Origin of the sequence: Leptospira interrogans (assembly GCF_900156205.1) — a bacterium.
Lineage (GTDB): Bacteria > Spirochaetota > Leptospiria > Leptospirales > Leptospiraceae > Leptospira > Leptospira interrogans.
Window position 1 is genome coordinate 1 of the sequence record NZ_FTNA01000052.1, and the last position, 5,399, is coordinate 5,399.

Annotated in this window: 3 protein-coding genes and 2 pseudogenes; 3 read left to right on the forward strand and 2 right to left on the reverse strand. The window is 35.5% G+C overall.

Translation table 11 applies throughout. The features are described from left to right. A pseudogene (locus BW942_RS20605) lies at window positions 1-250 on the forward strand (IS110 family transposase); the annotation flags it as partial. A gap of 398 nt (window positions 251-648) precedes the next feature. On the opposite strand, the gene BW942_RS20610 reads toward BW942_RS20605, so the two are convergent. Next, window positions 649-2,076 (reverse strand): SBBP repeat beta-propeller lipoprotein, LipL53 family, encoded by a 1,428-nt coding sequence (locus BW942_RS20610; RefSeq protein ID WP_000135118.1) that lies wholly within the window; start codon window positions 2,074-2,076, stop codon window positions 649-651. Between the two features lie 393 nt (window positions 2,077-2,469). On the opposite strand from BW942_RS20610, the gene BW942_RS20615 reads away from it, so the two are divergent. Further along, on the forward strand, window positions 2,470-3,483 hold the full coding sequence (locus BW942_RS20615; RefSeq protein WP_001047667.1) for a DUF2804 domain-containing protein: 1,014 nt from the start codon (window positions 2,470-2,472) through the stop codon (window positions 3,481-3,483). Window positions 3,484-4,069: 586 nt separating this feature from the next. Beyond that, window positions 4,070-4,651, forward strand: a complete 582-nt coding sequence (locus tag BW942_RS20625; protein WP_000744267.1) for a DNA-3-methyladenine glycosylase I — start codon at window positions 4,070-4,072, stop codon at window positions 4,649-4,651. Window positions 4,652-5,149: 498 nt separating this feature from the next. Here BW942_RS20625 and BW942_RS20630 read toward each other — a convergent pair. After that, window positions 5,150-5,399, reverse strand: a pseudogene (locus tag BW942_RS20630) (IS110 family transposase); the annotation flags it as partial.

Here is a 5,399-nt window from a genome sequence, read left to right on the forward strand (position 1 = left end):
TCGAGGTTGTCATTCAATTCGAAGAGTGATTGTTCAAGCGGCTTGGAGTCTGGTTCGTTGTCAACACGGTGGTAAGGTAAAAGAGTTCTATCAAAGGTTATACCTTAAAAAAGGTGCTAAAAAATCGATCATCGCTACTTCACGTAAAATGATCGAAGTTCTTTACGTAATGATTCGAACCGGAAAACTTTTCGATTCTATGCCTGAGAATATATTAAATCGAAAATTAACTCAATATGGTCTTATGTAAAAAAAAATAACGGGAGGGCTTGACACAAGAAACATAGGAAAGCGTTGTGTTGAGTTTCCCTATTTTTGATGGAGGTGGTAAGGTTTCGGAAAATTTTTCTCTATCAGAAAAACATACTTTTTGCAAATAAAAAGACTCATTCTTGTCGGAACACTTGAAAAATGTGCGTTTTTGAGTCTTCTCATTCTAAAATCCTATTAACTTGTGGGTAAGGTTATGATTCTTCTGGGTTGCTCTGCAAGCCGTTCGAGGAACCACATTCTAAATTGTAACTAAAGACAATATATTACATTATGATTCCTGTATACAATTTATTAACCAGAGCTTGAGAGCCCGGTTCGGCTTACTTATGGCAAGCAAGATTCACCCAGATTTTCTTACGTCTAACTCATGTTATGCTATCTGAGTTTTAAAAGGAATAAATCGGAATTTCCTTGAGTAGCAACTCCATTGATTGAGACTTCGGTCCATCCTGTACAATAAAGATTTCCTTGTTGATCTTGTCCAATTTCATTTCCTATTATCATTGCATTGTTGATTCCAATTTGTCGGACCCATTCTTCGTTTCCCAAAGAATCATGTTTGGTTAAAAATAAATCCATTCCGATCCCATTCTGTCTTCCATCTACCATATGATTACTTTGACCGGTTGTGAAAATGTTTCCCTCCGAATCTATTGAGAGTGCGTTGATGGCAGTAGTTCTATTACCGTCGATGGGTCCTAAATATTGAATCCATTGTCGAACACCAAGAGAATTATACTTTACTAAAATTCCACGATTACTTTCACCCACTTCTCCTTCCGGTTCGAAATTTGCATTACTCATCCCGCCTACAAAAACGTTTCCAAAGGAATCCAAAGCGATAGAATTACTTTCGGTTCTACTCAAAACTTGACCGAGTTGTGCAAAGAGTTGCCTTCTTCCACTTCTATCGTATTTAAGAATAAAAAGATCAGAATTTCCTGTACTAGGAACTCTATTGGTTTGTAAGTTTGCATTTGTAGTTCCAGTTACAAATATATCTCCTGTATTGTTTGCAACAACGACCCCTTGAGGATAAACTGATCCTTCGGGAATTGAAATACTTAAGTCCCTACGCCAATTTCCTTGGCTGTCTATTTTAAATAGAAACCCAGTTACTGATTCTCCTATAATTTGTTCTCTATATAATATACCAACTATATAGGAAATTCCGGATTGATCTACGAAGGCTTTTTCAGGAATAAGGTTCTGATTTCTGGACCCTTTTTGTCTTCTCCAGATTTCATTTCCATTTGTATTGAATTTGATTACAAATAAATCTTGTCTCCCTGTAAGTCGGCCTGCAAAATTACCAGATGTCTTGCCGATAACATAAACGTTTCCTCTTTGATCTACTTCAACATCGGCGACATTTAAACTTACACCACGAACTCCGACTTGTTTTGTCCAGATTGTTTGTTTTCGAGAATTGTATTTTGCAAGAATAATATCTCTAGTTCCAATCAGATTTTCACTGTAAATACCGGCGTTGGTACTTCCAGCAATGTAGATAAATCCATCTCTATCAATTGTAAGCGCTGAATCCGTAATATTTGCGTTAGGTGCACCAACTAATAAAGTCCATTCTGGAATGTCAACGTTTGCATTTAAGACATTTTTATTTACGATGTCTTCTTTCGAAGTATTCGAGTCGTCAAGAGGAGTAGGGTTATTACTCTGAATTAGACCCGCGATCCACAATGGATCGAATGATTTTGAATTCGACTCGTTTAAATTCAGTAATTCTCCGATAGGCGAACAAGCTTGAATGAAAATAAAAATAAAAAGATAAACGCGAGCCAAAAGATAACTCCTATTCTAAATAAATTAAGTTCGACTTTGGCGACTCCCGCCAATGTATAGCAAAATTAAGTTTGAATGCAACAAGGCGGGACCGGGCTCTCCGCTCTGGTCAAGTTATTGAAAACTAGAATAACATTATATTATTATAATATATCAATAACTTGACCTCGCATCGATCCCTGTCGCGCGTCAGCGCGGTACTGACTTTCCCGCGGTGACTCATCGAACTCACGTTAGATACTTTTCTTCGACTAAAAAGATTGGAGATTCTTACGAAAAGAAGTTCTCGAAAAGATAGGGTATTTTGACCTATTCGAAAGTTTATAACAAATGTGGAAGAAAGAAGTCGACTTTTCGGGTCCGTGCAGATAACTTACAAAAAGTGTTCTTAAGATGAACTTAGAAACTGAAATTAGACAAGAAACGAATCTTTGCGATAAATCTGGAAATCTCAATTTGAATGCCGTAGGCTGGTCTAAAAAACCATTCCATAGATGTAACTTAAGTAATCATTATTTGAGAAAGAAAAAATGGAATTACTGGTGTATCTATGACGAGAATTTTTTGGTATCCTTTACAATATCTAACGTGGATTATGCGGGAGTAATTTTTGTATATTGGCTCGATCGAAAAACAGGAAACTTTGAGGAAGGTACCATTCTTACTCCTTTTGGTTCTGGAGTTAGCTTAGGTCAGCTCGTAGTCAGTAATGCGACTTATATAGGAAAAAACGCTCGTATTCAATTTTTCAGAGAAGAAGAAGGTTATCGTCTTTCGGTCAATTTTTCTCTTAAAAATAAAATTCCAGTTCAAGCTGAAATAGAGGTTCCCGTTCCCGAAAGTTGGGAAACCTTAAACGTAGTTGTACCTTGGTCTAAAAGAAGATTTCAATTTACCGAAAAATTGTTCGGAGTCGGAGCTCGCGGGTTTGTTCGTTATGGAGCAATGGAATACAAATTCGAACCTAAATCTTCTTTTGCTTGTATGGATTATGGAAGGGGCGTATGGCCTTATTCTACCAAATGGAATTGGGCTTCCATGGTGTCGCATAACGCAGGATATACGGTAGGAATAAATTTAGGAGCTGGATGGACGGATGGAACTGGCACGACAGAAAATGCTATTTTAATTAACGGTAGAATCTATAAAATTCCTTCTGATGCGATCTTTGAAATAGATCGTGAAAACTGGATGAAACCTTGGCATCTTTATACAAAGGATTCTCAAGCTATAGATTTAAGGTTTGTACCCGAATTTCATAGAAAAGCTTCGACAAATATTGGAATTTTTGCGTCCTCTGTTCATCAAATGATCGGAACGTTTGAAGGTATAATTAGGCTCGGAAAGAACGAATATAAAATTACAAGCGGACAAGGTTGGGCTGAAGACCATGTCGCACGATGGTGATTATCAAGTAAGATTTATATTTGTGTAAATGGGATTTTGAAGTAACCATGAAGTGAAAAGGTTTTTGGGATTTTTTCAAGAGATAGGATACAAAAGAGTTTTTGAAAAATTCTATAGCCCAGATTAGCAAAATTGCTTCATTGTCCATTTCAATTCAATGGAAACAAATGGAGAATAAATTTTTCAACCTTTAATTTCATTTTCCATTCATAGATTGAACTTTAAAAACCTGGCTTCTTGTTAATCCTTATAAATTGAGTATCGTAAATTTTTATTGTAAAACCCTATTTCAGCACAAAGCACTAAAAGCCATTTTACTATTCGAGCGTATAAAGGTAGGTAACAGAAAATGAATGGGTGATTTCAGAAAGACGTAGAATTTCTAAAAAAATTATTTCTAATTTGAAATCGTTGGTTTTTTTGTGTGAGATCTCACATTTTAAGTTTTGAAACAGGGCTCAGAATAGTATTATTTTATGTGCCGAGTAGTAAGAATAATCGGAATTGGTATTTTGAGCAAAGATAAAATATTTTTGAGATAGTCCTAGATACTTTATTATATAGTTCTGAGTAATTGTGGATAAAGATGAAAAAACAAAAAGAACCAAAACGTTGTGCTTGGGTTACCGAGGACTCGGATTACGTAAAATATCACGATCAAGAATGGGGAGTTTCTGTACATGATGATAGACTCTTATTTGAATTTTTGGTGTTGGAGGGGGCACAGGCTGGGCTTTCTTGGATTACAATTCTAAGAAAAAGGGAAAATTTCAGAAAGGCTTTTGGCAATTTTGATGTTGTTCAGGTGGCTGCTTATAAAGAAAATAAAATTCAGTCTCTTTTAAAAGACAAAGGAATTGTGCGTAACGAATTAAAAATTAGATCTGTTATAAAAAATGCACAAGAATTTTTGAATATTCAAAAAGAATATGGAACCTTTGATCGATTTATCTGGGGTTTTGTGAATCATAAAACGATCTATAACTCTTGGAAAACGATCAAAGATGTGCCGAATAAAAGTACTGAATCTGACGCAATGAGTAAGGCTCTTAAAAAAAGAGGATTTAAATTTGTAGGTTCTACAATCTGTTATGCATTTATGCAAGCGACAGGAATGATAATGGATCATACAACCGATTGTTTTTGTTTTGTTAAACGAAGAACTTAAAGAAACTTTTATAAAATTTAAAAACAGTCATCGTCCTCCAATGTAATTTTTACATAAAATCACTGTTTTGTGTTCAACGGGAAAATTAAAACTCAGATAGCATAACATGAGTTAGACGTAAGAAAATCTGGGTGAATCTTGCTTGCCATAAGTAAGCCGAACCGGGCTCTCAAGCTCTGGTTAATAAATTGTATACAGGAATCATAATGTAATATATTGTCTTTAGTTACAATTTAGAATGTGGTTCCTCGAACGGCTTGCAGAGCAACCCAGAAGAATCATAACCTTACCCACAAGTTAATAGGATTTTAGAATGAGAAGACTCAAAAACGCACATTTTTCAAGTGTTCCGACAAGAATGAGTCTTTTTATTTGCAAAAAGTATGTTTTTCTGATAGAGAAAAATTTTCCGAAACCTTACCACCTCCATCAAAAATAGGGAAACTCAACACAACGCTTTCCTATGTTTCTTGTGTCAAGCCCTCCCGTTATTTTTTTTTACATAAGACCATATTGAGTTAATTTTCGATTTAATATATTCTCAGGCATAGAATCGAAAAGTTTTCCGGTTCGAATCATTACGTAAAGAACTTCGATCATTTTACGTGAAGTAGCGATGATCGATTTTTTAGCACCTTTTTTAAGGTATAACCTTTGATAGAACTCTTTTACCTTACCACCGTGTTGACAACGAACCAGACTCCAAGCCGCTTGAACAATCACTCTTCGAATTGAATGACAACCTCGA